This is a genomic window from Neorhizobium sp. JUb45, assembly GCF_004343585.1.
Classification (GTDB): Bacteria; Pseudomonadota; Alphaproteobacteria; order Rhizobiales; family Rhizobiaceae; genus Neorhizobium.
Genome location: NZ_SLYW01000011.1, coordinates 1 through 25,510, shown reverse-complemented (window position 1 = coordinate 25,510; position 25,510 = coordinate 1). Strand labels below are relative to the sequence as shown.

The window sequence follows — 25,510 nt, the reverse complement described above, 5'->3', positions numbered from 1 at the left end:
TATGTCGGCGGCATCGTTATTGTGCAAGATCGCGCTGATGAAGACGGTTAGAAACTTTATTCGGGTCAAACGCGTTACCACCCTTTAAAGCCTTTGAGTAAGATGAACGAAACACAACTGGGTGAAGTTCTGCCGGTATCTGCAACAATCGCAGCCTGCTTCGGGATCAGCAACCCGAAGTCTTTGGCCGTTCGCCCGTTTCGTGACGCGGAGATTTCCATCGTATATCTCCATGCGACTGCGCCGGCCAACCAGCGAAGGTTGGTCAGGTTTGCGCCGGACGATGCCTATCTGATCACGCTCTATCTCGTGGATGTTGAACACCGGGATGTTTATCAGGGAGGTGCTGCGACCGCGTTCAGGATCTATCAGAAAAGATCGATCTGTCTCATCGACCTCAGGCCCGGTGCCGCGATCGAGATCCGGGGATCATTCGAAGCCTTGGCGTTTCATATTCCCCGCCGTTATCTCGACGAGTTGTCGGCGCATGCCGGCGAGGCGCCTGTTGGCGAACTTCGTACCTGCCGCGGGGCCGATGACGAGGTGGTTGAAAGCTTGGGTGCCGCCTTCGCCGACATGTTCGACATGCCGGCTGAGACAGAGCCGCAGGCCTTGACGCATATCGTCATCGCGTTCGGCGCTCATCTGATGCATCGCTATGGACGACCGACGATCTCAGACGGACCGTCGGTCATGCCCTAGGGTCTGTGCTATTCCTGAATGAACTTCAGGAGGTCGGCGTTCAGAACGTCGGCATGGGTGGTAAGCATACCATGCGGGTAGCCCGCATAGACCTTCAACGTGCCATTCTTCACCAGTTTGACGGACAGTCTGCCTGCATTGTCGATCGGCACCACCTGGTCGTCGTCACCATGCATGACGAGAACGGGAACGGTGATTGCCTTGAGATCTTCCGTCTGGTCGGTCTCGGAAAAGGCCTTGATTCCTTCGTAATGCGCCTTGGCACTGCCCATCATGCCTTGGCGCCACCAATTCTGGATCACGCCGGGATATACCTTCGCGCCTTCGCGGTTGAATCCGTAGAACGGGCCGGTCGGGAAATCGAGGAAAAGCTGCGCACGGTTTTCGGCCACCCCCTTGCGGATCCCGTCGAACACTTCCATCGGCAAGCCGCCCGGATTGGTAGCAGTCTTGAGCATCAGCGGCGGCACGGCGGACACGAGGACGGCCTTTGCAACGCGGCCGGCAGGCTGGCCGTGCTTGGCAACATAGCGGGCCACTTCACCGCCGCCGGTGGAGTGTCCGATATGGATGGCATTCTTCAGATCGAGATGCTCGACAACGGCAAAGGCGTCGGCGGCGTAATGGTCCATGTCGTGGCCTTCGGAGACCTGAGCCGAGCGACCATGGCCACGGCGGTCATGGGCAACGACGCGAAAACCTTTCGAGAGGAAGAACAGCATCTGTGCGTCCCAGTCGTCGGACGACAGCGGCCAGCCGTGATGGAAAACGATCGGCTGTGCGTCCTTCGGACCCCAGTCCTTGTAGAAGATTTCAACGCCGTCTCTGGTGGTTACGTAAGCCATTGTCTTGTTTCCTTTGGTTGGATGCGGGGTGGATGATGTCTCGGCTGCGAGGGTAAACGAGGCGGGAACTGCAAAGCTGGCGGCGATGGCAGCTCCGGAGAGCAAAGTACTGCGGCGCGTGATGGGGAAATCGTTGTTTTTCATTTTTAGTTCCCTGGAACTTTGCACGTCTCGTAAAAGAGACGCTTGATATCGTTTGTTGGAGGCATACTGGCCGCAAAAAATGGTGGATACAATTGCATTAATGCTGTCGATATAATTGCGGAAAATGGAATTATTGCAGGAGGCGGAGGTTGCCGCCTCCTCTGTTTTCAGGCTTTTCCCGGCCGGTTGATCGTCAGGAAGTGACGAACCACTGGCTTTTCCGGGCCGGAGTGATAGGCGAGCACCTTTCCCTGCAGATCCGCATCGGCATTGGAGACGCGCTTGTGCTGGCGTAGATGCTCGGCCCAGGATTCAACCATGAACCATTCGACCATCTTCTCCGGGTCGCCTGAATCTTCGGTCACACCCCAGCCATAGGCACCGTCACGGCGGCGTTCCTGGGAAAGTCGATCGAGCGCATGCAGGAAGGCACGACGGTTATGCTTTTCGACATGGTATTCGATCAGGATGAGAACTGGTCCGCGATCGTGGGCAACGGGTTCGGCAACAAGCGGCTCGGGCCAATGGTTGGAAGGAACCATGTCCGCATCGCCGGCAGGAAGCTTGATGCGGTGCATGATGAAGCCTGCAACAAGAAGGCCTGCGGCTCCGATCAAAAGCGTACCCTGTATGCCGACAGCCTCGCCGATGGCACCCCATCCCAGACTGCCGGCCGTCATGGCGCCGTTGAATACGGTGAGGTAAACGGCGAGGCCGCGGCCACGCACCCAATTGGGCAGGATGGATTGCGCCGCGCCATTGAGCGTTGTCAGCGCAGTGATCCATGCTGCACCAAGGAACAGAAGGGCGATGATGGCAACGGCCTTCGGCGGTGCAAGGGACAGAATGCCCATGACAATAGCGGTGATCAGTGCGGCGCCGAGAAGCAGACCATCGGCACTCAGGCGTTCACGCAGCTTTGGCATGATCAGCGCACCACCGATCGCACCGGCACCCACGGCACCCAGCAGGATGCCGTAGAAGCTGGCATCTCCGCCGAGCAACTGACGGGCAACGAGCGGAAGCAGTGCCCAGACCGCGCTGGCGAACGCGAAGAAGATCGCAGCCCGCAGCAACACGACATGCAGCGGCTTGCTGGCGCGGGTGTAGCGAAGGCCGGCCCGAAATGCGCCGAAGAAATTCTCCTGCAGGGCATCATTGGCATTCTTGGCGCGCGGCCACCAGACGAGAGCCGCGATGACGACGATATAGCTCGCGACATCGGCGCCGTAGGTTATGCCCGCCCCGAAGGCGGCGAGCAGCAGGCCGCCAGCGGCCGGTCCGATCGACCGAGCGATATTGATGCCAAGCGAGTTGAGAGCGACGGCGCTTTTCACATCCTCGCGCTTGACCAGTTCAGGCACGATCGCCTGCCAGGTCGGCCCCATCAAGGCTGCGCCGATGCCGCCGAGGAAGGTAAGCCCGATCAACGCGCTGACGGAGAGCATTCCTGTCTGGGAAAGGACCATCAACGAGATGCTGACGGAGGCGAGCAGAAACTGGACTGCAATCAGAAACTTGCGACGATCCAGAATGTCGGTGAGCACGCCGGCCGGAATGGCGAGAAGGAAGATCGGCAGGGTGCCGGCGGCCTGAACCATGGCAACAGCGGCGGGAGAGGCGGAAAGATCCGTCATCAACCAGGAGCTCGCGACGTCGCGCATGAAGCTGCCGGTATTCCCTAGAACGGTGGCGATCCAGAGGACGGCGAAGACGGGCTGTGCAAGGGGTGCGAAAGTGCCCCCGGATGTTTTCGTGGGGCTCATTTGGCTGCTCCCTTGGCAAGATCGACAGCAGCGACGAAGACGAACGCACCTGCGAGGCCGAGATGTTCGAAGAAGGCATTGGTCGCCATCATGCGGTCCATGCCTGGCGCCATTTCCCAAAAGCGGAGCGCGATGAATGTGGCCATGAGCGTAAAGCCCGCAAGCGAGAGAGCTGCGGCCCAACGAAGGAAGCCGGACACCACCATGGCGGAAGCCGTCAGTTCGAAGGCGATGACGGCAACTGCAAAGAGTCCGGCCGGATGAAGACCGAAATGCTCCATCTCGGCGATCGCGCCATTGAAGTCGGCAATCTTTGTCAGCGGGCCCTGGATATAGGCTGAGCAAAGGGCCAGAAGCGCAACAGTACGGGTCGCCGGCGCGGTGACGATACTTTTCAGCAAAGCGCTCCGGCGAGTTTGGGATTGAGAACGGGTGGTCATGTCTGCACCTCTAGATCTGGCCGGTCGAACCGAGCGGCGCCGTTGTGGTCTGATGGAGCGATATTGACCGGAAAGATTGCCGCCAACAATTGCACCAATCATTTCTATTTAATTGCGATAATCGAAATTATTGAGGTATTGCGGGCGGCGATTATCGCCCGCAATACAAAGCGTGGTGGGATGCCTCACACGGCCCAGCAGGAGCAGCCAAGCGCGCCGAAAAAGCCTTTCAGGTCCGCGATCGGCAGTTTCGATGTCCAGGCGCCGGCGTGATCATGGCCATGGACGCCGCAATCGCTGGCGCAGCCGCATGTGGAAATGGCCGTACGGCGTAACGAGCGTGCGCCCGCACCTTCCGGCTCTCCCCACGCGGCATAACCGCCGAACTTGCGCACCGGCGACCAATCGGGCATGGCCGGCGGAATGTTGCTTTCATCGAGAGCCGAAAAATCGCCGGCACCGTAGACGATCTTGCCGCCAACCATGGTCAGGTCCGAGGTCAGGAACGAGATTTCGTCCTCGGCGCAGGCAAAGAAATCCTTGTCCGGCACGACAAGATCGGCGAACTGGCCCTTTTCTATCCGGCCCTTCTTGCCTTCCTCGTTGGAGAACCAGGTGACCTTTTCGGTCCACATGCGAAGTGCGGTTTCACGATCGAGGCAATTGGCGCGGGGATAAAGCTGCATGCCGCCCACCGTCTTGCCGGTCACCATCCATGACAGAGACACCCACGGGTTGTAGGAGGCGACGCGGGTGGCATCGGTGCCGGCCGACACGTTGACGCCTTTGTCGAGCATACGCTTGATCGGCGGCGTGGCTTCGGCAACGCCATGGCCGTAGCGCTCAACGAAATACTCGCCCTGATAGGCCATGCGGTGCTGGGTGGCGATGCCGCCGCCGAGTGCGGCGATGCGGTCGATCGAGCGTTCCGAGATGGTTTCTGCGTGGTCGAAGAACCAGTTGAGGCCTTCAAGCGGAATATCCTTGTTGACCTTCTCGAAAACGTCGAGCGAGCGCGAGATGGTCTCGTCATAGGTCGCATGCATGCGCCACGGCCAGCGGTTCTCGGCCAGAACGCGGACGACCTCCTCGAGCTCGCCTTCCATTTCCGGCGCCATTTCCGGGCGCGGCTGGCGAAAATCCTCGAAATCGGCGGCGGAAAAGACGAGCATCTCACCGGCGCCGTTGTGGCGGAAATAGTCGTTGCCCTGCTTGTATTTGACCGACGACGTCCAGTCGAGAAAGTCCTGCTTCTCTTCCTTCGGCTTCTGGGTGAAGAGATTGTAGGCAAGCCGCACGGTGAGCTGGTTCTCGTCCGACAGTTTCTGAATGACCTGGTAGTCGTCGGGGTAGTTCTGATTGCCGCCGCCGGCATCGATGACACCGGTAATGCCCAGCCGGTTCAGCTCGCGCATGAAATGACGGGTGGAATTGACCTGGTAGTCGAAAGGCAGTTTCGGGCCCTTCGAAAGTGTCGAGTAAAGGATGCCGGCATTCGGCTTGGCGAGCAGCATGCCTGTCGGATTGCCGTTGGCATCGCGGGTGATCTCGCCGCCCGGCGGGTTCGGCGTGTCGCGGGTGTAACCGACGGCGCGAACGGCTGCGCCATTCAGCAGCGCACGATCATAAAGATGCAGGAGGAAGACCGGCGTGTCGGGCGCGACCGCATTGATCTCCTCGATGGTCGGCAGACGCTTCTCGGCAAACTGGTGCTCGGTAAAACCGCCGACGACGCGAACCCATTGCGGCGCGGGCGTGATCGCCACCTGGCGCTTGAGCATGTCCATCGCATCGGCCAGAGAACGAACACCATCCCAGCGCAGTTCCATATTGTAGTTGAGGCCGCCGCGCACCACGTGGGTGTGGTTGTCGATCAGGCCGGGCAGCACACGCTTGCCCTTGAGATCGACGATTTTCGTGTCCGGGCCGGCATGGGCCATGACTTCGGTATCCGTGCCGACTGCGAGGAATTTTCCATCCTTGATGGCGACGGCGCTGGCATTCGGATTGGTGCGATCAAGCGTGGTGATCAGGCCATGATGAAGAATGAGATCGGCGTGCATGGTGGCGGCTCCGGTCTGAACGGGATCGGCGGCATTGGCCGGCGAAAAGAGATTGGAGAATGCGAGGCTGGACGCCCCGCCGAGAAAGGTACGTCGCGTCGTCATCAGCCACGCTCCCCTGTCTGGCTCTGATCACTGGTGGCGATATCGACCGGCTTGGCACTACCCTTCGGCATATGGCCGAACATGTGCGGCTTGATCTGGTGCAGCCATGACATCGCTGCCGGCTCCTTGCTCCAGAGCGTTTTTGCCAGCGGGATGATCTGTTCACCGACAAGGATACCGAGCAGACCGACCAGAGCGATGACCGGCGGTGCCGGTGAGCGAACGTTCAAAAGGCTATAGACAATACCGACCAGAAGACCGGCGCCGAGAGACAGAAGATAGATTTTCATGGAAACCTCCTCGATGAACGGGGGCCGCTCCGACATTGGGGGCATCGGAGCGGCCTATCGGGCCTTACCTTGCGGGGTTAGGGCCGATACGCTTGCCATGGCTGACGCGCTCGGCGCCGCCATGAACGTGAGTGACGGCATAATCGATGCCCATGCCGTAGGCGCCGGAATGTTCCTTCACCAGCGAGGTGACGGCGTCATAGGTTTCCTTGCGCGCCCAGTCGCGCTGCCACTCGAGCAGGACCTGCTGCCATGTGACGGGAATGACGCCAGCCTGCACCATGCGGTCCATCGCGTATTTGTGGGCATCCGACGAGGTTCCGCCAGAAGCATCGGCCACCATGTAGATCTCGTAATCCGGCACATCGTGCAGGGCGGAAAGCGCGAACGTGGTGTTGCAGACTTCGGTCCACAGACCCGAAACGACGATCTTCTTGCGGCCTTCGGCGGCGTTCTTTGCAAGCGCGTCGCGAACGTTCTGGTCGTCCCAGGAATTCATCGAGGTGCGCTCGAGGATGTCGTTTTCCGGGTAAACGGCAAGGAGTTCCGGGAAGGTGTTGCCGGAGAAGCTGTCGGTTTCGACCGTGGTGATCGTCGTCGGAACGTTGAAGATCTTGGCCGCCTTGGCGAGACCGACGACATTGTTCTTCAGCGTCTGGCGGTCCATCGACTGAACACCGAAGGCCATCTGCGGCTGCTGGTCGATGAAGATGAGCTGGCTGTTCTTCGGGGTCAGGACTTCGAGCTTGCTGAACATCTGGAATTTTCCTTTTGAATTGGATTGGTTCGGGAATGGGGCAGGGAAGGCGGCAAGTCTTGAACGTTAGGGTGCCGCCTTGTCTGAAAGTGATATTGGACCGCGTCAGGCCGCGAGCGGCGTCAGGCCGGTTTCATTGCCGTAATGAAGGGGAAGGACGTTGGGATCGTTGAAATTCATCGTCTGCTTGACGTGGCGCAACCCCAACGCTTCGGTGAAGAAGCTGTTGTTTTTCCGAGCGTCGGAAGACATGGAGGTGATGTGGTGGAGGCCCCTGATGTCCTTGATCATGATCTGCATCCTTGCTGCCTTGCGGTGTGTCGTTTCGTCTGAAATGAAACTACCGCCTTCGCAGACGCTTAAGAATTGCAATAAAGATTTCGAATGAATTGCGTCGTACGCAATAATCCATGAGCGATCGTAGGGGCCTGATGACTTTTTGCCCGCGAGGGGCAAGCGCAAATTTGCGCAGGTGGCGCGAGAACTCGACATGCCCCGGCGGCGGGCTGGCCGATGTGGCAGCGAGCGTGCAGGCATCGCCATATTGCCGAAGGTTCACCTCGCGAATATCTGAGATCCGGCAGGCTCGTTAATGTTCTCAAGGACTGCCGCCGCCCGATCCGTGGTTTAGGCTTTACTGTCGGCCATATCAGGCTTTCCCACCGAGGATTGCCACCTTCTCAAGGTTTTTCGGGCAACAGGTGCCGTTTTTCATGACGACAATGGGATGAGTGTGGTTTCCCGCTTTCGGCCACCCGAAATACGGGTCAATTCACGGCTTTACCTGCTCTGAGCTCGTAATCTTTTCTTCAATGAACGCAAATCCGGCATTCGAAGGCTTGCCAGAAACTTCACTGGTTGCGCGAAAGAGTTCCGGTTTGACGACATCCGGATCGCGGTTCGGATGTGCTCCACGAACAAACAAATCGATGCAGCGGCGTAAATGTCGCCGACGATCGTTCCGGTTTTCCCAATCGTGACTGGCTGGTCCCATACCGCCAAACAGCAGATCCATCAGCATGCGGGCGCCGCTCATCGTATCATCCAGGGCAAGTTTCCTGTCTGCGACCTGCCGGTCCAGCCAATCCGCCAACATGCGCCGGGATTGGTCTATGCCCTCGCGTCGCAGGATATCCGTCAGTTCCGGCACATGCGCCGATTCCTGAATGACGAAGGAGATGAAGGCTTCGCGTTCCTGTTCGGCTGCCTCATCGATGTCGATCATGAAGATCTCTTCGAGTACGTCTGCTGGCGGCCTGTCTTCGCCGACCGGTCGCGGTAGCGCCAGCATCATCTGCCGGTGCTCACCCACAACGGCAAGAAAAAGATCCGTCTTGCTGACAAAGACCCTGTAGATCGTCTGCTTGGAGATACGACAACGGGTTGCGACGATACCTGTTGTGGTGCCGCGATAACCCAGCTCGATGAAAGTCCGCCGCGCCTCATCGACAATCGTCTTGCGGCGTTCTTCGTCGCTTTGCATTTTCGGACGCCCTCTTGGGCGCTTCGTTTCCGGCGCGGATGCCATTTTTCCGTCCATGCCTTTCGTCCCGAGGATTGAAGTCTCCTGCTATGCCATATGCCCGCCGGCGCACAGAGTGTAGCGGTCCTGGATCAACTTATTGCAAGAATGCAGAACATGACGAGTGTGGGAGAAAAGAATGAGCGAGAACGCCGTGCCGTCGAAGGTGGCGAATGCCGCTCTGGGATCGCCATCGCGCGGCTGTCCGACCGAACCCGGATTGCAATAGGTTTTCTCGCCGAATTGATGCAGGACCTGCAGATGATTATGGCCCGACAGAAACAGCTTTCCCTCGATCCGATCGAAATAATCCGATGTTGGCTCCAGATACTCGTCGATCGGATCAGACCACCCCCCATGCACGCCATCCACATACATCTGGACCGGGAAGGTGCGAAGCCAGTTCAGATTGTCGGCAGTAATGATCCTGCGCAAATGCACTAGGCAGTCGTTCACGCTGCGGGAGCGGGCGCAAAACCCGCCACCGGCCATATACCAGTCGTGATTGCCCATCACCGTCGGGATGTTGCGGCGGCGCAATTCCCCACAGCATTCGTTGACCTGAGCGTAGTAGCCGACAACGTCGCCGGCGCAATAGATGCGAGAAATGCCCATCGCATCGATGCGGGCAAGCACGGCCTTCAGCGCTTCGTAATTGACGTGAATGTCAGAAATGAATGCTATCATCGTAAAAGACCAGATCATCCGTGTAGCGGATTGCCTTTCCGCCGCGGATGCGCGGTTGGGAAGGCGTCTTGTGAAAAAGAAAATCGTCCACCGCCATGACGCATTCATTGTAGCGGAAGGCGGTGCGCAATGAGGTTGAGGAAGAAATGCGCGGATTGATTTCCAGCAGTCTTACCGCATCCCCTTCCGTGCGGAACTGAAAGTTGGTCGGTCCGACGGGCCGGAGCAATCGGCAAAGTGCCTGCACGGTTTGCGAAAACGCATCCATGGCCACGACCTCCGCCATGCCTGTAAAGCCCTCGCTCGACAGGCTGCGGCGCATGGCCATGGCCGCATGGAAACCACCATCGCCATCTCCGAAAGCGGCAATCGTGAACTCTTCGTGGTCCGTGCCGACCAAACGCTGCGCCATCAAGGTTACCCCGATGTCCGCGCGGCACTCCTCGAACGCATCGGCCCGATCGCCCATACTCGGCGCTTCATTTATCTTTCAGACACCGGTGCAAGACACGAATTGCATGACGCCACGGATATCGTTCAGGCAAGGGCGCGTTTCAGCCGCCGTCCATCCATGCATCACTAAATCTGAAATATGAGCGGTGTTTTGGTGGGTGATGTAGGGCTCGAACCTACGACCCGCTGATTAAGAGTCAGCTGCTCTACCAACTGAGCTAATCACCCACGCTGCCATGCTTGCGGCAAGGGGCGTATAGCCCGGGCGCGGCTGCTTGTCCAGATGAGTTTGAAAATACTCACACGCGATGCGGATGACGGAAAATAGGATTGGTATCAGCCCTTTAATTCCCTCCCGCATGCCGGTCATATGTCCGGTTTCGGGCAGGATTTGCAGTATCCCAATTCCGGCGTGAAATACCTCAGACAACAAATTCGCCGCTGTCTTATGCGTTCATTGCCATTGTCGATATAACGGACGGGCTGAAAAAGCGGATTGGCGCGACCGGTGGCGTCGCGGCGGTCTGCCATGATCTCCATGCCCTCCTGCACCGCCGGATGATCGTTCCCGAGCATTGCGGATGCTCGTCCGACAACGGTTTCGAAGACGTTTCCGGCATTGCTCCACAACACCTTTGCGGGCAATGGCGTCGCCGCCGTCAACATTTCCACGACGGGCCGCAGATGACCTTCCACGAGAAAATCGAAGAGCCGCGGGGTTCCTCTCGATATGTCGCAACGGCCACCTGGCGAGGAAAACACGAACCCCGCGACAGCGCAGGTTGGCGACAGCTGAAGGCCCATCGTGTCCGTGCCGAGTGGCAGATGCCAGTTGCACAACATGGCCGGCAACAGGACCGCAGGCAGGAGGGTCGAAAAATAGGTTTTCGACCACTGCGTCGCCACCACCCTTGGATCCGGCGCCGACCATCGCCGCGAAAATATATCGAGTGTCTCGTGCAACTGCCCGCAGGTGAAGAAAGCGTCTATGGTTATGTTCGGCGCGGGGTTTACACTCAACGTTTCGCCGAGCGCGGCAAACGGGCCTTTGAATATATGGGCAAGTTCAGGGATCATCTGCTGCTGCGGCCCGCAGTGATGCCGTAGGCCACCGCACCGATGACGCTTGCCACGAGACCCGCCGGGATGTCCCATGGAAAGGCGATGGCCCTCCCGAGCCAGTCGGACACGATCATCAGGGTTGCGCCGGCAATCACGCAGCCAACGGTTTGCGCCAGAGGCTTGCGCAAACCGATCAACCGGACGAGATGTGGAACGAGGAGCCCGATAAAGGTTACAGGTCCGGTCATGACCGTGGCAATGCCGGTCAGGACAGCAACGAGAATGATCATGCCGAGGCGTGCGAGCCTGATTTCGAGGCCAAGGGAGGCGGCGACCGGTTCGCCGAGTGGCATCAGGCCCAGCCAGCGCTGTATCAGTGGCAGGACGGCCACAGATGTCGCGAGCAGGCAAAGCGCGACCAGCGCGTCGGCCTCGGTCACCGCATAGGTCGAGCCGGATAGCCAGCCGATCAGACGCGTTAGCCGGATATCGCCGAAATAGACCGCAGAGGAGAGAAGCGAGCCGCTGAGTGCTGTGATCGCCAAGCCGGTGAGCAGCAGCTTTTCAGGAGCATATTGCGAGCGCCGCGCCAAGCGCAGCGCGATGAGCAAGAAAAGCAAGGCGCCGACGGCGGCGACCATCATGGTCTGGCTGCGGCTGAGCGGCGGCAGGAAAAAGATCACCGGCAGCATGACCAGCGTCGCGCCGGACGAGACACCGATGAGTTCGGGGCTGGCGAGATGGTTGCCGGTCATGCGCTGCATCAGGCAGCCAGCCAGTGCGATCATGCCGCCGGCGGCCAGCGCTCCGGCCACGCGCGGCCAGCGCCATGGCAGCAGTCGCGGCAACTCGTTCACAGTCGCCCATGTAAAACCTTCCGGCATCCGGCCGACCGCGAGCGCGATCAGGATGGCGACGACGGACAGCGCCGTAAGGGCAATCAGGATTTTCCGGCCAGGAGCCAGCCTGTGTGGTACGTGAAGATCGAAACCGCGTGCGGTTCGCGGCTGCGTGCGCCCGGAATGCAGAAGATACAAAAGAAGTGGTGCGGCAAACAACGCCGTTACCGTGCCCGCGGGAATTGCCATGACCATCTCGGCCATTTGCATGGTCTGGTCTGTCAACAACAGTAGCGCGGCAGACAGAAGTGCCGAGAAAATCGCGCGGTCGGCAAACCGGCGTGCGCCGCATAACCGGGCGAGGGCGGCACCGGCCAGTCCGACAAAGGCAAGCAGGCCGACATGGGCGGTGACTGCGGCCGCGGCGATTGCCGCAAGCCCGATCGCTGCAATCCTTGCCATCATCGGCGAAAGGCCGAGGCTTCTGGCGGCGGCATCATCAAGATCAAGCAGCGACAATGGTTTGCGCAAAACGAAAACGATGATCACCGTGGCAACAAGGCATGCGCTCAACAGGCGTGCGACCTGCCAATTGTCCTGTACCAGCGATCCCGATTGCCACAAAAGCAGATCGGCAATCTCTTCGTAATGGGTGAGGATGAGCATCGAGGTGACGGCATCGCAGACAAGGCCGAGCACCAGCCCGTTCAAGATGAGAAAAAGCGGCGACAGTTTTCGGCGCAAAGACAGGCCGAGCAGGATAACAAGCCCGATGAGCGAGCCCGCCAGAACCGGCAGGACAAAACCACCCGCAAAGGCGGGAAGCCAGATTAGTGCAGCAGCCACGGTCAGGCGGCTCGTCGATAAAAGGCCGATCGTTCCGGGTTCGGCGAGAGGATTGCCAAGCCCCTGCTGCATGAGTGTGGTGGCCAAGCCGAGCAGCCCGCCGGCCGCCAATGCGACGATAAAGCGGGGCAAGACCCCATAAAAAAGCTGCACCGATGCGAGAGAGGCGTCCGGCGTGTCGAAAAGCGGCAGTGCTGCGGCAAGTCCGGCGTTGCGCAGGTGAACGGCAAACAATAGCGCCGCTGCCACCATCAGGCTCAAGGGCAGAAGCAGGCGACGCCGCGTAGACGCGAGAGATATGGTTTCAGCCATCGGCAAGCTTCGCCAGTTGTTTGCCGATCTGTGTGGCAAAACGGTCTGCCGAGCGCAGACCGCCGCTCGGATAGATCACCGGCATGCGCACGACACGGCCTTTGCGCACAGCGGGCAGGGCATGCCAAAGGGCGCTTTCCTCCAGCCGCGCCAAGGCGACATCGGTTTCCGCACCACGATCGAAATGAACGATGACGGCGTCGGGTTCGTCCGCCAGGCGCGACAGCGGCGCATTGGTCACGCCGGCGCCATTCACCCGGCCTTTGTAGGCGTTGCGCAGGTTCAGCCGGCCGGCCACATCTCCCAGCATGCCATTGCCACCGAACAATGCGATATTGCGGCCATCGCGGTTGAAACGACAGATATAGACCGGCCGGGAAAACCCACTCAGCTGCGTTCGCGCCGCATCGATAGCCGCCGCCGTCGCTGCAATGGCTGTAGCGGCCTCCGCCTGACGGCCCGTCAGTTCGGCCAGGTCGGATAGCAGGGTTTCGCAATGGTCGAGTGCGGGCGTCCGTCCGGCAAACACCCTGATCGGCAGCACCGGTGCGATACGTGTCAGGGGCATGAGGCCAGGGGCCTGCCAATCGGCGACCAGCACGCGTGTCGGTGCAAGCCGTTGCAGAAATTCCAGATTGGGTTCGTTGAGGGGCCCGAGATCCTCGACGCTGTCCGGCAGGGCAGGGCTGGCGACCAGCCGTCTGTACAGCGGTATGTTGGCGACAGCGATCGGGACCTCGCCCAATGTCAGCAACAGCTCGGTGATCAGCAGATCGAGGCTGACGAGGCGCTGCCGTGATGCCGGGAGAGAGGATTGTGCATGCGACCGTGGTTGCGACAGCATGGCAATGGGAGCGGCAAGGGCCGCTCCCAGCATATTGCGTCTGGTGATCCGCACTCGGATTACCACTTGTAGGAAAGGGTCGCCGAAACCGTCATGGGTTCGCCGAAACGGCAACCGTCGGACGAAACGCAGGTGTAATACTTGCGGTCGAACAGGTTGCGGGCATTGACCTTGAAGTCCAGACCATCGAGATCGGCATTGAGCTTGCCGAGATCGACACTGGCCATGGCATCGAACAGAACGTAGCTCGGGCCATTGATCACATTGTCCGTCAGGTTCGTCTTGCCGACATAACGCATGCCACCGCCGAACCGCACGCCTTCCAGTCCGAGGTCATCGAGACCGTAGTCAGCCCAGAGCGAGAAGCTGTGCCGCGGAACGAGTGCCACCTGCTGCCCGATCTCGGTCGCTTTTGCGCTCTGGAGAATTTCCGCATCGGTGAAGGTATAAGCTGCAACGAGGCCCAGATTGCCGATTTCGCCGCGTGCTTCCAGTTCGAGGCCGCGGGAATGGACCTCGCCAAATTGGGAAGCGACACCCGATGCGTTGTAGGAAACAACATTCTTCTGATTGAGGTCGTAAACGGCAGCGCTGAATTGAAGGTTGGTGCCGACCGGCTGGTAGCGGACACCGGCTTCGTATTGCAGGCCTTCATTGGGCTTGAGAGGGTTGCCTTTGTCATCTTCGCCGACCTGCGGCAGAAATGACTGGCTGACGCTGACATATGGCGCAAAGCCGTTATCGAAGAGATAGACAAGGCCGGCGCGTCCGGTGAAGGCATTGTCGCGCTGGGGAGTAATCTTGCCGGTCTGATAGCTCTTCGTGCTGCTGTCGGCCCAGTCGTGGCGGCCGCCAAGCAGCAGGATCCAGTGATCGTCGAACTTGATCTGGTCTTGAAAATAGATCCCGTATTGATCACCGATACTGTCGGAGCCGCGATCGACCGCATAGTTGACATTCGGGCCGCCGGTGTTGACGCCGGTGTTGAGGTTGAGCGTGCTGGCAGTGCCACGGTAACGGTGGCTATCGTAGGAGCGCCGGTAGAAATCGAGACCGGCCAGCAAGGTGTGCTCCGCCCCGAATGCATCGAACGTATATTCCAGCGAATTGTCGGAGGTGATGCCGTAGGAGGTTTCGGCACGCTCCGATGCCAGGCGTGTCATGACGCCGCCGGCGCTGATCGGCACCACGTTGGGCATCATGTAGTTCCACTGGATATCGGCATGGAAATAACGGGCAGAGTTGCGCAGCTTCAGGCCGTTATCGAACTCGTGCTCGAAAATGCCGCCGATCGTGTAGGTGTCGGACTGGTAGGTGTCGAAGTTGTCGATACCGGTAAATGTGTCTCGCGACAGCTTGCCGGAGGTGATGTCCGATAGAAAATAGGGCGGTGCAAAACCTGTATCGACATTCTGGTAGCTGCCGAGCAGCGTCAGAGAGGTCGTTTCCTCCGGTTTCCAGGTGAGCGCTGGCGCGATATAGGCTTTGTTGTCCTGCGTGTTGTCGACCCAGTTGTCCGCGTCGCGGTAAAGGCCGGTGAGACGGTAGGACAGAACCCCTTCGGCATCGATCGGGCCGCCAAAATCGGCTGAAATCTGCTTCCTGTCATAGCTGCCGTATTCGACATTGACCTCGTGCAGCGGCGTCGCCGTCGGGCGCTTGGAAATGGCGTTGACGATACCACCCGGTGCGACCTGGCCGTAAAGGACGGAAGAGGCGCCGCGCAGAACCTCGACACGTTCCAGCCCGTAAGGCTCCTGGCCGCCGTCATAGACGCTCGACTGGAACTTCATGCCGTCCCGCAGCGTGCCGGTATTGCCGCTGGCGGTGTTGAAACCGCGGATCATGAAATCGTCGACCATGCGGCTGAAGCCGCCGGACTGAGTCGCGATGCCGGGCGTGTAAGCGAGTGTCTCGGACAGCGAGGTCGCACGCTGGTTGGCGATCTGATCCGCCGTCACAACGCTGATCGACTGCGGCGTTTCGATGATCGGCGTGTCGGTCTTCGCGCCGGAAGACGAACTGTCGGCACGATAGCCGTCAACGCGATCGAAGGCGCCGCCGGCACCCGCAACGACGATGGTATTGAGAACAGTCGATCCCGAACTGTCGTTGGAACCGGCTGCAGAATCCGCCGCAAGGATGGTGACGGCGCCGCTGCCGGTGAAGCTGTATCGCAGCCCGGAATTGGCGAGCAAAGTCGAAAGCGCCTGCTGTGGCGTCACTTGTCCCTTCACGGACGGTGCGGTGGCATTGGCTGCAATTGCCGTCCTGTAGGCGACCTGGATGCCAGACTGCTGTGAAAACTGGCGCAGTGCCCGCGATAGCGAGGTGGACTGGATGTCGAAGCTGACGGTCTGGCTCGTCTGCGCCATGGCCGGCGTGCTGATGCCGGCAGTTGTCATGGCTGCAACGGTGATCGCCACACCCGCCATCAGCGTCTGCAGCATCCTGGCCCCAACCGCCTGATGCTGTCTGCCGTTATTATAGTCCCTCATTCCGTCGCCCCTACGCACAGATCATCATTCCGACACCGGCTTTTTTGCCGCTTTCGAATTCTTGACGATTGACGGAAGGTTTCACCTAAACAGGTTTGCAGAAATTTTTCGATTTCAGGCAAGAATGATCGCGATGCCGGGAATACGGCGGACCGACAGCGCCTGCGTCTTGGCAAGCGACTGCAATGCCGCGAGAGGCTGGGCGGTGGAGAAGATGCCGCTGACGGCAAGATCGCGATCGATGCCGGGCCGCAAAATGACCGGTTCCGCAACATAACGGCCGATGTCGGAAATGGCGGCGGCAAAAGGTTTTCCTTCGAAGATGATCTTTCCCTGCCGCCAGGCAAGCAGCATTTCGAGATCGGCAGCACCGGGCTGGCCGGGATTGGCCCCGGACAGATATGTCGTTTGCTGGGATGACGCGAGATCGACATAGGGCCTTTGCGACAGGACGGTTTCATCCGGCGCAAGTGGACTGTAGACGGCGGCGTGCCCGGCAACGACGGCGACGGTCGTCAGATCGTCGGCATTGCCGATCGTCAGATGACCATCCGACATATCCGTGTTGCCGCCACCTGCGGCGACCCGGAATGGGCTGCCATCGGCGGCAGGTGGGATGCGAAACTCCGCTTCGCCGCGCAGGAGATGGACAAGACGCAAGCCCACCCGAAAATCGACCTTGATTGCTCCGCCGGTATTCACCGCGGCGATCGTGCCGTCCGGCAGTGGCAATTCGCGCTGGCTTCCGGCTGGCACGATAAAATCGGCCTGCCACCAGATCGAGACGCGCGGAGCAGCAACAAAGCCAGCGGACGCAGCGGCAATGGCTGCCCCGCCACCAAGCAAGGACCGGCGCGTCATCCCCGAACTCTGCTGTCGCGCGACATTGCCGGCCGGCTGCGCCAGACGGTCGAGCTGTTTCCAGAACCGCTTCTCGTGCTCGAACGCCGCGCGATGTTCGGGGCGACAGTCCCGCCAGAGCTTGAACTGTTCAAGCTCGCCAGCGCTCAGCGAGCCGGATGTCAGGCGCACGAGCCAGTCACGCGCATCGTGTGACGCGCGATTGTTGTCCGGTCGATCGTGGTCGGTATCGCTCATGCTCAGATATCGAAACGTTTTTTGAAAGGGTCTGAATATCGATGGTCTTATCACACGGGTAACAAAGGTCGATCCGCCGAAGCGATCTTATGCATCCATCTCGCCGCGCAAGACGGCCAGACGTTCTAAAACCCGCCTGATATGATAATAGACGGCCTCCTCCGTGATATTCTCGAGTTCCGCTATTCGCCTGTGGCTGAGGCCATCCATCCGGTTCATCAGGAATATCCGGCGGGAGCGTTCCGGCATGGCCTCAAGAGTTTCCGTGACGGCATCGAGGGTCTGCCGCGCCATGATGGCACGTTCCGGTGACCGGTCTTCCATCTCCTCGCTGAGGATATCCTGAACCTCGGCATCGATTTCCCGCCGACGTCTTTCCCGGCGCAGGTGGTCTATCGTCGTGTTGGAAACCGTTCGGTGAATGTAGCCGGCAAGATTCTCGATACGGTGTTCCGGCATCGCAGTCTGAACCTTGATCCAGGCATCCTGGATGAGATCTTCCGCCAGCGCCTGATCGATCCGGCGCTGACGCGCGGTGGCGATCAGCTGGGGTTTCAGATTAACAAAGGAATTCAGCAGTCGAGCGATTTTAGTCGTCATCGGGATCAAGCCGGCCATTTCCGTTGCTGGCGAAAGTCGCCAACGTGCGCATGAGATCGCTAAAGCATGGTCAAAGTCGGTGCTAGCCCGACGCCAATATTTAAATTGAGTGAATTTGTCTTCTTTTGTGGCCGTTGCAAACCTGCATCATCGAAGTGTTCGGATTTTTCAATGTCACCAAATGCGCTAGCGGACTTGCAAAAAGTTATGATTTACGGCCGGCAGCGAAATGAGAGATTGGCCCCGCGTATGCCATCGGGCAGGGCTGGAATGCTGTAGATGCCGGCCAGCCGATTGCGAAAGCAACGGTGACGAAACTCTGGTCACCGCCGCTCTCGATCGGGATCAGAACGGACTTGCGGACGCTCTTGCCGGCACCCGCAATATTCATGTCGAAAGAACAAACCCTGACCGCTTTCGCAAGGCCGTCGGCTGCGCGTCTCTATAACCTTCTCTTGACCCGCATCCCGTCATGGTGACTATCGCGCGAAACCTCGAAACGAGCGGGACCAATCATGAGCGAGCAGGAACGCCGTCTTTTCGTCAACGCGCGTATGGTTGCCGAACGGGCAGGCGTATCTCGTTCGGCCGTGTCACGGACTTTTACCGATGGCGCAAGCGTTTCGGACGAAACACGGAAAAAGGTGCTCGAAGCGGCGCGCACACTTGGCTACCACGTGAACCATCTGGCCCGCGGGCTGCGCGAGCGCAGCAATATCGTTTGCCTTGTGGTCGCCGACATCACTACGCCGATCCGCGCCAAGTTGGTCGATGAGTTGACCCGCAAGCTGCAGGCTGCTGGCAAGATCACCATGGTGATCAATAGCGAAACCGACACGGAAAGCGTGTCAGCAGCACTCGGCATGACACTCAACTACCGGGCCGATGCAACAGTGGTCCTGTCCGGTACGCCGTCTGCCTCCCTGATCGAGACATGCCTTGCCAATGGCCAGCAGGTTGTGCTGATCAATCGCGATGATCGGCTGTCCGGCGGTCACAATCTCGGTGTGGATAATGCGATGGCCGGGCGTGAGGCGTTTTTTCTACTGCAACGGGCCGGCTGCAAGCGCCTTGGCATCGTGACCTCGACTGCTCGTACCGCAAGCCTGATCGAGCGCGAGCGCGTTTTTGTCGAAGCGGCGCAAGAGGCCGGCATTCCGGTGTCGGTCACGGCGGCGGGGCCGACCAGCTATGGTTCCGGGCTGGAGGCGGCGCGGCGCCTGTTCGGCCGGTCGCAAGCGCCCGACGGGGTGTTCTGCGTCACGGATCTCCTCGCCCTTGGCTTCATGGATGGCGCCAGAGACGAGTTCCGCCTCGATATTCCGGGTGATCTTTGCGTCATCGGCTTTGACGATATCGCCGAGGCGGACTGGCGCTCTTATCGTCTGACCACCTTCTCTCAGCCGCTGGCAGAGATGGCTGAACATGTGGTTGCACTGATCGCCAACCCGGCACTTGCGGGAGAGGGAAGGCGCGTTTTCGAACCAATGCCGGTGTGGCGGAATTCCGTAAGACCTGCAGGGCGATAACGGCTATCGCGCATAAGGGAGCGTCGCTGTGCATTGCCTTGCACACGTGCCCATTCTCTTTCTTGTCATGAAAGCGTTACGTACCGATACTAGAAACACCGCCAACCCTGCAGATGAATGCACACGTGTGTATCGCCAGGGCTGGCGTCGACCCTTCGTCTTTTCGCGATCGGGTCCGCGCTTCAGCCAATTCAACGCGCCGACCGAATCGGAGACAAAGATGAAACGCCGTACTTTTATGATGTCCGCTGCCGGCGCCGCCGCCGGTCTCGCGCTTGCGCCCCGCATGAGCTTTGCAGCCAAGGGCACGATCGACTGGTACACCAGCTCGGATACCAACATTCTCGATTTCTGGACCAATACGGTCAAGCCGGCCTTTGAGGCAGCACATGCCGGCCTGAAGCTTAATCTCGTGGACGCAGGCGATGGTGCCGGCATCATCGCCATCGGTGAGCGCGCCATTGCAGCAAAGCAGACCAAGGCTGATCCGCAGGCAGATTATTTCGAATCCGCCGATGCCCTGCTGCCGGCCGGCGCCATCAAGGCCGGCGTTTACACCAATATCAAGGCCGCCGGCCTTTCCAACTATTCCAAGGTCAACCCGCTTGCCATCGAAAGCGAGTACAGCCTGCCTTATCGTGGTTCGCAGGTGCTGCTCGCTTATGACACGACCAAGCTGAAGCCGGCCGATGCGCCAAAAACCTGGGACGCGCTCGTCACCTGGATCAAGGCCAATCCGGGCCAGTTCGTCTATAACCGTCCCGACAAGGGCGGTTCCGGCGGCAATTTCGTGCGTCGTGCCATTCATCAGGCGAACGGCCTCGATCCGAAGGCCTTCAAGGTCGACAACTACACCCAGGAATTCGGTGATGAAGCGCTCGGCAAGGCCTGGAAGCTTCTGGCCGATATCGCCCCGCATCTCTATGACAAGGGCGCCTATTCCTCCGGAAACACCCAGTCACTGCAGCTTCTCTCCCAGGGCGTCGTCACCATGATCCCGGTCTGGTCCGACCAGGTTCTGCAGGCGATCGAGCAGGGCGTTCTACCGGCTGAAACCGGTCTGGTGCAGCTGCAGGATCTGGCGCTTTGCGGCGGCTTCACCCGTTCCGTCGTCATCGAGAACGGTGCCAACCGCGAAGCTTCGCTGAAACTGGCGGACTTCATGCTTTCGGAAGAAATGCAGAGCGCCATCCTCACCGAACTCGGCGGCTTCCCGGGCGTTTCCTGGGACCATGTTTCGGAAGATCTGCGCAAGAAGTTCGCCGACATCATCCCGAAGTCGATCCCGACCTTCCCGGGCGGCAAGTGGGAAGCGGCCATCAACGACGGCTGGTATCGCCACGTGGCTCCGAACGTCGATCGCAAAGCGTGAGCGAATTCGTCGAAAGATCGGTTTCAGCGCCCGCTGAAACCGCAGCAAGCAGGAGGCCGATCGGCCTCCTGCTTGTCGCCCTGCCTGTTTTTCTGGTGATCTGGCTGGTTATCTGGCCGGCGATCAACGCAATCAGCCGCACGATCTGGCGCACGGACACCGACGGCAATTCCAGCTTCGATCTGTCGAGCTACGCATTCTTCTTTTCGGATCGTTACAGCCTCGACAATCTTGCCGTGACGCTCTGGACGACGCTGATCTGCGCGGTGCTGCTTCTGGTCATCTGCCTGCCGATCGCGCTGTACCTGCGTTTTGCTCATGGCCGTCTGCCGGCCTATGTTCAGGCGCTCGCCATTCTGCCGATGTTCGTGCCGTCCATCATTCTGGCCTTCGCCTTCATTCGCGTGCTCGGTCCGAACGGTATGGTCGATATCCTGCTGAATGCCGTGGGGCTGCCAAAAATCCGCACGCCCTATCTCACCCCCTGGGGGCCGGTGATCGGTCTCGTCTGGGACAATATCCCGCTGACCGTTTTGATCCTGCTTTCGGGTCTCGGCAGTGTCGCCAACCAGTCCATCGAGGCTGCGCGCGATGTCGGCGCCAACGCGTTTCGCGTTTTCTGGCACATCATCCTGCCGCGCATTTCCAATTCCATCCTCGTGGCGCTTTCCTTTTCGGTGCTCGGTATCTTTTCTTCCTTCACGCTTCCCTACCTGCTCGGACCGGCTTCGCCGGAAATGCTCGGCCCCTTCATGCAGCGCACGCTACGCGATCTTCAGGATCCTATCGGTGCCATGACCCAGGCCGTCGTCGCCTTCGGCTTCTGCATCCTGTTCGGGCTCTTTTATGTGCGTTCGGTCGCCAGAAGCCGGGGGAAATGACATGACTTCGCTTCCCCTCAAACGCGCGCGCCTCGACTGGTCGGGCATTGCCTTCGCAATCGTTCTGACACTCCTTATCGTCGGGCCGCTCGTTGTTGTCGCCACATGGGCCTTTACCGAGGTCTGGCGTTATCCCAACATCATTCCGCAGAAATTCGGCTTTCGTTTCTGGGGGCAGACGCTCGGGCGACCGGATGTCTGGAACGCGCTGATGCTGAGCCTGAAACTGTCTACAGTGGTGACGCTTCTGTCGGCACTGATATGCCTTCCGGCAGCCTACGCCTTCGCGCGCATGAAATTTCCGGGTCGGGATATCCTATTCTTCTCCTTCCTGGCCGGCCACGCCTTTCCGAAATTTGGCCTGCTGGTGGCGATTGCCGCGATCTTCCTGCAGCTCAATCTCATCGGAACCTTCTGGGGCGTCGTGCTGATCCAGCTCGTCGGTACGCTGATGTTCATGATCTGGATTCCGGTCGCAGCCTTTCAGGCGGTCGATCGCCGCATGGAAGAGGCGGCACGCGATGTCGGCGCCAGCCCTTTGCGGGTCTTCTGGTCAATCACCCTGCCGCAGGCGGGGCCGACGATTTTCGCCGCCGTCCTGCTGAGCTTTGTCGGCACCTTTTATGAAACCGAAGGCGCGTGGCTGATCGGAGCGCCCGGCATCCGAACCATGCCGGTGCTGATGATCAGCTACATCAACAACCAGATGGTCATCCAGTACGGTGCCGTTCTCTCTGTCCTTCTCTGGGTGCCCTCGTTCATCGCCCTCATGTTCGCACGCCGTGTCATCGGTGGCGGCGCATTTGCCCGCGGTTTCGGCGGTTAGGAATTATCATGTCCGTTCTTCATATCTCCGAGGTCACCAAGACCTTTTCCGGCGGCACCCACGCCGTAAACAGCTTCTCTCTCGATATCGCCGATGGCGAACTCGTCTGCCTTCTCGGCCCTTCCGGTTCCGGCAAGTCCACGCTTTTGCGCATGGTCGGCGGCTTTGAACAGCCGACCAGCGGCCGCATCACCATCGATGGCGAAGACGTCACGCATCTGCCGCCGGAGCGCCGGCCGACCGGCATGGTGTTCCAGAGCCACGCGCTCTGGACCCATATGAACGTCTTCAAGAACCTCGCCTTCGGCCTGAAACTGCGCCGCATGCCGGCGGCAGAGATCAAGGAAAAGGTCGAGGCCGTGCTCGAACTCGTCGGTCTCGCCGGTTATGGTGACCGCATGACCACGCAGCTTTCCGGCGGCCAGCAGCAGCGCGTGGCGCTCGCCCGTTCGCTGGTGCTGGAGCCAAAGATCCTGCTGCTCGACGAACCCTTTGCCAGCCTCGACCAGCACTTGCGTGAGCGCCTGCGCGAAGAGGTGCGCGATATCCAGCAGCGTCTCGGCATCACCACCCTGTTCGTGACGCATGGTCAGGACGAGGCGCTTTCGATGGCAGACCGCATCGTCGTGATGGCCAACGGCAAGACCGAGCAGATCGGCCGCCCCGATGTCGTGTATCGCGATCCGAAGACACCTTTCGTCGCCGGCTTCATCGGCACGATGAATCTGATCGAAGGCGAGGTGCAAAACGGCCAATTCGTGCGTTCGGATTTCACCTTCGCGCTGCCCATCATCGACGGACCGGCAACCCTTGCCATTCGGCCTGAAGCGCTCGAACTGACGGTCTCGGATACCCCGAAAGCACAGGTGCACCGCGTCACCGATTACGGCTCGCATGGGCTTGTCGATCTTGATCTCGCCGATGGCACCAGGCTGAAATCGATGGTAGCCCATCCGGATCTGTTTCGGGCAGGGCAGGGCGTCGATCTTCTGCCAAAAGCCGTGGCCGCCTATCGTGACAACCAGCAGATATTCCGGAGCGGAATGTGAGTGCACCCATCCATGTCGATCGCGACGGCCATCGTACCGCCATCAAGTGGCATCGCGGCCGTCGGCGTGTCACCGATCCGGTTTTTACCGGAGAGCTTATTCTCGAAGCGATGCGCCTCGGCGCAAGTGTCGAAGTCGATCTGGTTGTCCATGGCGATGACGGCTTTGCGGTTCTGCATGACCTGACGCTGGAACGGGAAACCACCGGTGGCGGCAAAGTGCGCGAGACGTCTGCCGCCGCATTGCGCGATCTTCATCTGCGCGGCAATGACGGCAACCCCATCGCCGACCGGGTACTGTTGCTGGAAGATCTCTGCGCCCTTCTCGTTGGGCAAGGCGTGCATCCCGATGCTCTGCTGCAGCTAGATTACAAGGAAGATCTTTCGGCGCTCACTCCGCAGGTAATTACCAATTTCGGGAAGCGTGCCACTTCGATCGCCGGTTCATTGATCCTGTCGGGCGGCGATTTCAGTGCCATCGATGCTTTGGCGAAGGCTGCTCCCGGCATCGCGACGGGTTATGATCCTTGTTACGGAGAAAGCCTGGCGAGACTGAACGCGACGGGCGACTATCGTACCTTCATCGAACAGGCGCTCGTTACGGCACCAAATGCTGCGATGATCTATCTGGATTACCGTATCGTTCTTGCGGCTGATGACGCCGGCATCGACATCATCGCACCCGTCCACGCCGCCGGCCGCCGGGTCGATGCCTGGACGATCAATCACATTACTCCCGAAAGCATTCTCCAGATCGAGCGCCTTCTGGCGCTCAAGGTCGACCAGATCACCACAGATGACCCGGAAGGGTTAGCCAGGGCATTCAGTTCATGACAGTCAACTACAGCAGCATCCTCGACCACATGGTGGCCACCGCCCGTGAGGCCGGCGCCCTGACACTCGAGCATTTTGCACGGTTTCGCGATATCGAGATCGGCATCAAGGGGCCGGGCGATTTCGTGTCCGACGCGGACAAGGATTCCGAGACGCTGATCCGCGACCGCCTGCTGAGCCAGTATCCGTGGGGGTTGACCGGTGAGGAATTCGCCCCCGTCGAAGGCGCCGACGATGAGCATCGCTGGCTGGTGGATCCGATCGATGGCACCACCAATTTCATCTACGGCCAGCATTACACCATCACCATCTCGCTGCGTCGCGGCAATGAAACGATGTGCGGGCTGGTCTACAATCCCGTATCCGACGAGATGTTCACCGCTATCAAGGGCGAGGGCGCTTATCTCAATGGCACACGCCTGAACGTCAGCGCATCGACTGATGTCGCGCTGATGTGCGTCGGCACGGGCCTCCCCACGCCGAACCTGTCACTGCATACGGGCGCCTATCAGCGCCTCGATGCCATCCGCGCGCCCATCGGCGCTGTGCGCATTGTCGGCAGTGCCGCCAATTCCTGTGCCTATGTCGCCTGCGGAAGGCTCACCGGCTATTACGAAGAAACCGGCTTTATCGATACGGCGGCCGGCATTCTTCTCGTGCAGGAAGCGGGCGGCATCGTGACTGACTGGTGGGGCCGCGGGCCGGAAGTTTATGAAAAAACCGGTACGCTGATCGTGGCAAACCCCGCGACACACGCCTACCTGATGGAACATCTGCGCAGCGCGCCACCCAAAAATGCAGGTTAAAACACTTCGGGTTGTTCATCGTTAAACGGAACTGCTCTAACAGAACATCCGGCGAAACGGCATGACAGCCGCACCCATTGCGGCGGCGTCGCTCGTTATCTCCGAAATATTAAGATCAGGCCCGCCACATTGAAGATCCTAGGACGCTCGATCAGCATGGATGCCAGCGCGGTGGGAACCAGTATTGAACATGCGATAAGGATTTAATTGTTCCATAATATATATTATCAATTTTGTATCCGGTAGGGGGTGGGTTCAAGGATGAAGTGCGACTTGCGAATGATACCAATGGGTTGTCACTCGCAAGGAAGCTGCAATGAAACGCACCTACTCCCATATCG

General features: G+C 59.5%; 24 protein-coding genes, 1 tRNA gene and 2 pseudogenes. 10 read left to right on the top strand and 17 right to left on the bottom strand.

Going from position 1 to position 25,510, the window contains the following annotated elements; translation table 11 throughout:
• Positions 1 to 102: 102 nt before the first annotated feature.
• Positions 103 to 702, top strand: coding sequence for a hypothetical protein (locus EDF70_RS25985; protein WP_132279887.1), 600 nt, complete (start codon positions 103 to 105; stop codon positions 700 to 702).
• An 8-nt stretch (positions 703 to 710) separates the two neighbouring features.
• Here EDF70_RS25985 and EDF70_RS25980 read toward each other — a convergent pair whose 3' ends face one another.
• The 7 genes and pseudogenes from EDF70_RS25980 to EDF70_RS25950 all read right to left on the bottom strand — a co-directional run.
• Complete coding sequence (locus tag EDF70_RS25980; protein ID WP_132279884.1) at positions 711 to 1,691, bottom strand: alpha/beta hydrolase; 981 nt, start codon at positions 1,689 to 1,691, stop codon at positions 711 to 713.
• A gap of 167 nt (positions 1,692 to 1,858) precedes the next feature.
• A complete protein-coding gene (locus EDF70_RS25975) occupies positions 1,859 to 3,457 on the bottom strand; it encodes an MFS transporter (protein ID WP_132279881.1) in 1,599 nt (532 codons plus the stop codon).
• Positions 3,454 to 3,897, bottom strand: coding sequence for a DoxX family protein (locus EDF70_RS25970; RefSeq protein WP_132279878.1), 444 nt, complete (start codon positions 3,895 to 3,897; stop codon positions 3,454 to 3,456). The genes EDF70_RS25975 and EDF70_RS25970 overlap by 4 nt, the downstream gene beginning before the upstream one ends.
• A 185-nt stretch (positions 3,898 to 4,082) precedes the next feature.
• A complete protein-coding gene (locus tag EDF70_RS25965) occupies positions 4,083 to 6,065 on the bottom strand; it encodes an amidohydrolase (RefSeq protein ID WP_132279875.1) in 1,983 nt (660 codons plus the stop codon).
• A complete protein-coding gene (locus EDF70_RS25960) occupies positions 6,065 to 6,355 on the bottom strand; it encodes a XapX domain-containing protein (protein WP_132279872.1) in 291 nt (96 codons plus the stop codon). Before EDF70_RS25960 ends, EDF70_RS25965 begins: the two co-directional genes overlap by 1 nt.
• Before the next feature lie 64 nt (positions 6,356 to 6,419).
• Entirely contained in the window at positions 6,420 to 7,112 is a 693-nt protein-coding gene (locus EDF70_RS25955) for a hydrolase (RefSeq protein WP_132279869.1), read from the bottom strand.
• A gap of 126 nt (positions 7,113 to 7,238) precedes the next feature.
• Positions 7,239 to 7,403: pseudogene (locus tag EDF70_RS25950) on the bottom strand (ring-cleaving dioxygenase); the annotation flags it as partial.
• Positions 7,404 to 7,618: 215 nt separating this feature from the next.
• On the opposite strand from EDF70_RS25950, the pseudogene EDF70_RS30745 reads away from it, so the two are divergent.
• Positions 7,619 to 7,843, top strand: a pseudogene (locus tag EDF70_RS30745) (LysR family transcriptional regulator); the annotation flags it as partial.
• Positions 7,844 to 7,884: 41 nt separating this feature from the next.
• Here EDF70_RS30745 and EDF70_RS25945 read toward each other — a convergent pair.
• Positions 7,885 to 8,505, bottom strand: coding sequence for a TetR/AcrR family transcriptional regulator (locus EDF70_RS25945; RefSeq protein ID WP_245519375.1), 621 nt, complete (start codon positions 8,503 to 8,505; stop codon positions 7,885 to 7,887).
• Between EDF70_RS25945 and EDF70_RS30460 the strand changes: the two genes are divergently transcribed.
• Entirely contained in the window at positions 8,413 to 8,673 is a 261-nt protein-coding gene (locus tag EDF70_RS30460) for a hypothetical protein (RefSeq protein ID WP_245519377.1), read from the top strand. The genes EDF70_RS25945 and EDF70_RS30460 overlap by 93 nt on opposite strands.
• Positions 8,674 to 8,682: 9 nt before the next feature.
• Here the strand turns inward: EDF70_RS30460 and EDF70_RS25940 are convergent, their stop codons facing one another.
• From EDF70_RS25940 to EDF70_RS25900, 9 genes are all read right to left on the bottom strand, one after another.
• Complete coding sequence (locus EDF70_RS25940) at positions 8,683 to 9,270, bottom strand: metallophosphoesterase family protein (RefSeq protein ID WP_245519365.1); 588 nt, start codon at positions 9,268 to 9,270, stop codon at positions 8,683 to 8,685.
• Positions 9,271 to 9,301: 31 nt separating this feature from the next.
• Positions 9,302 to 9,790, bottom strand: a complete 489-nt coding sequence (locus EDF70_RS25935; protein ID WP_132279857.1) for an ATP-grasp domain-containing protein — start codon at positions 9,788 to 9,790, stop codon at positions 9,302 to 9,304.
• A 136-nt stretch (positions 9,791 to 9,926) separates the two neighbouring features.
• Positions 9,927 to 10,002 (bottom strand) — tRNA-Lys (locus EDF70_RS25930).
• Positions 10,003 to 10,140: 138 nt separating this feature from the next.
• Positions 10,141 to 10,851, bottom strand: coding sequence for a siderophore-iron reductase FhuF (gene fhuF, locus EDF70_RS25925; RefSeq protein WP_165932138.1), 711 nt, complete (start codon positions 10,849 to 10,851; stop codon positions 10,141 to 10,143).
• Positions 10,848 to 12,833 carry a Fe(3+)-hydroxamate ABC transporter permease FhuB gene (fhuB, locus tag EDF70_RS25920; RefSeq protein WP_132279851.1) on the bottom strand — a complete coding sequence of 662 codons (1,986 nt, stop codon included), beginning with the start codon at positions 12,831 to 12,833 and terminating at the stop codon, positions 10,848 to 10,850. Before fhuB ends, fhuF begins: the two co-directional genes overlap by 4 nt.
• Entirely contained in the window at positions 12,826 to 13,731 is a 906-nt protein-coding gene (locus EDF70_RS25915) for an ABC transporter substrate-binding protein (RefSeq protein ID WP_132279848.1), read from the bottom strand. Before EDF70_RS25915 ends, fhuB begins: the two co-directional genes overlap by 8 nt.
• 5 nt (positions 13,732 to 13,736) lie before the next feature.
• Complete coding sequence (locus EDF70_RS25910; protein WP_132279845.1) at positions 13,737 to 16,175, bottom strand: TonB-dependent siderophore receptor; 2,439 nt, start codon at positions 16,173 to 16,175, stop codon at positions 13,737 to 13,739.
• A 114-nt stretch (positions 16,176 to 16,289) separates the two neighbouring features.
• Entirely contained in the window at positions 16,290 to 17,273 is a 984-nt protein-coding gene (locus EDF70_RS25905; protein ID WP_132279842.1) for a DUF4880 domain-containing protein, read from the bottom strand.
• 87 nt (positions 17,274 to 17,360) lie between these two features.
• Complete coding sequence (locus EDF70_RS25900; protein WP_165932137.1) at positions 17,361 to 17,873, bottom strand: sigma-70 family RNA polymerase sigma factor; 513 nt, start codon at positions 17,871 to 17,873, stop codon at positions 17,361 to 17,363.
• Positions 17,874 to 18,388: 515 nt separating this feature from the next.
• On the opposite strand from EDF70_RS25900, the gene EDF70_RS25895 reads away from it, so the two are divergent.
• The 7 genes from EDF70_RS25895 (at position 18,389) to EDF70_RS25865 (ending at position 25,169) form a co-directional block, all read left to right on the top strand.
• The gene (locus EDF70_RS25895) at positions 18,389 to 19,402 is read left to right on the top strand and encodes a substrate-binding domain-containing protein (protein WP_132279836.1); all 1,014 of its coding nucleotides are present in this window, start codon (positions 18,389 to 18,391) and stop codon (positions 19,400 to 19,402) included.
• Positions 19,403 to 19,622: 220 nt separating this feature from the next.
• Positions 19,623 to 20,774, top strand: coding sequence for an extracellular solute-binding protein (locus tag EDF70_RS25890; protein ID WP_132279833.1), 1,152 nt, complete (start codon positions 19,623 to 19,625; stop codon positions 20,772 to 20,774).
• Between the two features lie 59 nt (positions 20,775 to 20,833).
• Complete coding sequence (locus tag EDF70_RS25885; protein ID WP_245519374.1) at positions 20,834 to 21,655, top strand: ABC transporter permease subunit; 822 nt, start codon at positions 20,834 to 20,836, stop codon at positions 21,653 to 21,655.
• Between the two features lies 1 nt (position 21,656).
• Positions 21,657 to 22,481, top strand: coding sequence for an ABC transporter permease subunit (locus EDF70_RS25880; RefSeq protein WP_132279827.1), 825 nt, complete (start codon positions 21,657 to 21,659; stop codon positions 22,479 to 22,481).
• Between the two features lie 8 nt (positions 22,482 to 22,489).
• Positions 22,490 to 23,530: an ABC transporter ATP-binding protein gene (locus EDF70_RS25875; protein ID WP_132279824.1), complete on the top strand. Its 1,041-nt coding sequence runs from the start codon at positions 22,490 to 22,492 to the stop codon at positions 23,528 to 23,530.
• Entirely contained in the window at positions 23,527 to 24,363 is an 837-nt protein-coding gene (locus EDF70_RS25870) for a glycerophosphodiester phosphodiesterase family protein (RefSeq protein WP_132279821.1), read from the top strand. The genes EDF70_RS25875 and EDF70_RS25870 overlap by 4 nt, the downstream gene beginning before the upstream one ends.
• Positions 24,360 to 25,169 (top strand): inositol monophosphatase, encoded by an 810-nt coding sequence (locus tag EDF70_RS25865; RefSeq protein ID WP_132279818.1) that lies wholly within the window; start codon positions 24,360 to 24,362, stop codon positions 25,167 to 25,169. The genes EDF70_RS25870 and EDF70_RS25865 overlap by 4 nt, the downstream gene beginning before the upstream one ends.
• Positions 25,170 to 25,510 lie beyond the last annotated feature (341 nt).